This window comes from Arsukibacterium sp. (genome assembly GCF_033722355.1).
Classification (GTDB): Bacteria; Pseudomonadota; Gammaproteobacteria; order Enterobacterales; family Alteromonadaceae; genus Alishewanella.
In genome coordinates this window covers 1-1,724 of record NZ_JAWVZF010000273.1, presented here as the reverse complement: position 1 = coordinate 1,724, position 1,724 = coordinate 1, and the positions used below count along the sequence as shown (strand labels likewise).

Annotated in this window: 1 protein-coding gene; it reads left to right on the top strand. The window is 53.8% G+C overall.

The features are described from left to right. The coding region (ilvG, locus tag R3177_RS14720; protein ID WP_318971760.1) for an acetolactate synthase 2 catalytic subunit at positions 1-1,654 on the top strand (1,654 nt) is incomplete at its 5' end. Between the last annotated feature and the right edge of the window lie 70 nt (positions 1,655-1,724).

The following is a 1,724-nucleotide window of genomic DNA, read 5'->3' as shown; positions in this document are numbered from 1 at the left end:
TAGGATGAATGGCGCAGAGTTGGTATTAAAAGTGTTGCAGCAGCAGGGGGTGGATACCATTTTTGGTTATCCCGGCGGCGCTATTATGCCTATTTACGATGCCATTTATGCCAGCCCGGTGAAACACTACCTGTGCCGGCATGAACAGGGCGGGGCGTTCTCAGCGATAGGCTATGCCCGCAGCTCAGGCAAGGTGGGGGTTTGTCTGGCCACCTCAGGCCCTGGTGCCACTAACTTAATAACCTCGCTGGCTGATGCCATGCTCGATTCGGTGCCGCTGGTCGCGATTACCGGTCAGGTATCACAGGCGGTGATGGGCAGCGATGCCTTTCAGGAAATCGACGTGCTGGGGTTAAGTTTAAGCGTGACCAAACACAGCTTTATGGTGCGCAGTGCCGATGAGCTGGCTGCCACCTTAAATGACGCCTTTGCTATTGCCCGCTCCGGCCGGCCGGGCCCGGTGCTGGTTGATATCCCGAAAGATGTGCAATTAGCTGCCGCGGCTGAACCGAATCTGGCTGCCGCGCCGAAAAACCGGGCACTGACAACGTCCCTGGCGCAAAGCGCGCGGGCCCGGCAGTTAATTGCCAATGCCAGAAAGCCCATAGCCTATATCGGCGGTGGCGTACATATGGCTGGTGCCATGCCACAGCTGCAGCAGTTTTTAAGTCAAAGTCTGATGCCGTCGGTTACCACGTTAAAGGGGATGGGCTCGGTGGCTAAAGATAACCCGTATTATTTGGGGATGCTGGGCATGCATGGTACTCAGGCGGCTAATCTGGCAGTACAGCAGTGCGATTTATTAATTTGTTTAGGCGCCCGCTTTGATGATCGGGTAACCGGTAATCTGCAAAAATTCGCACCGGGTGCCAAAGTGATCCATGTCGATATCGACCCGGCAGAAATCAATAAAGTCCGCTTTGCTGAGGTTTCATTTTTGGGGGATATGCAGCAAATTCTGCCGGCAATTGCCAGTAATACCAATTGCAGCGACTGGTTAGCCCATTGCAGCCGTTTAAAACAGCAACACAGCTGGCGTTATGACCATCCGGGCGAGCGCATTTATGCGCCGCTGATGTTAAAGCAGTTAAGTGAGCGGATGCCGGACAACAGCGTGGTGTGCTGCGATGTGGGTCAGCACCAGATGTGGGTAGCACAGCATATGCGCTTCAGCCACCCGCGCAATCATCTGTCGAGCGGTGGCCTGGGTACCATGGGTTTTGGCCTGCCGGCAGCAATAGGCGCTAAACTGGCGAGGCCGCAGGATACGGTGATTGCCGTGTCAGGCGATGGCTCTTTTATGATGAATGTGCAGGAGCTGGGCACCATTAAGCGATTCCGGCTGCCGGTGAAAATCGTCATTATCGATAACCAGCGCCTCGGCATGGTAAAGCAATGGCAACAGCTGTTTTTTAACGAACGCTATAGCGAAACCGACTTATCAGACAACCCCGATTTTGTTGCGCTGGCCGCGGCTTTTGCTATCCCGGGCCACAGTATCAGCCGCAAAGACGACGTCGAAAGTGCGCTGGAAGCTATGTTTACCTGGCCCGGCCCTTATTTACTGCATGTCAGAATTGATGAAAAAGATAACGTCTGGCCATTAGTACCGCCGGGTGCCGCCAATGAAGATATGATCACGGAGAGCAACTGATGAACCATACCCTGAATATCACTGCCAATAATGAAGCCAGCGTAGTTGAACGTTTATTACAGGTAGCCCG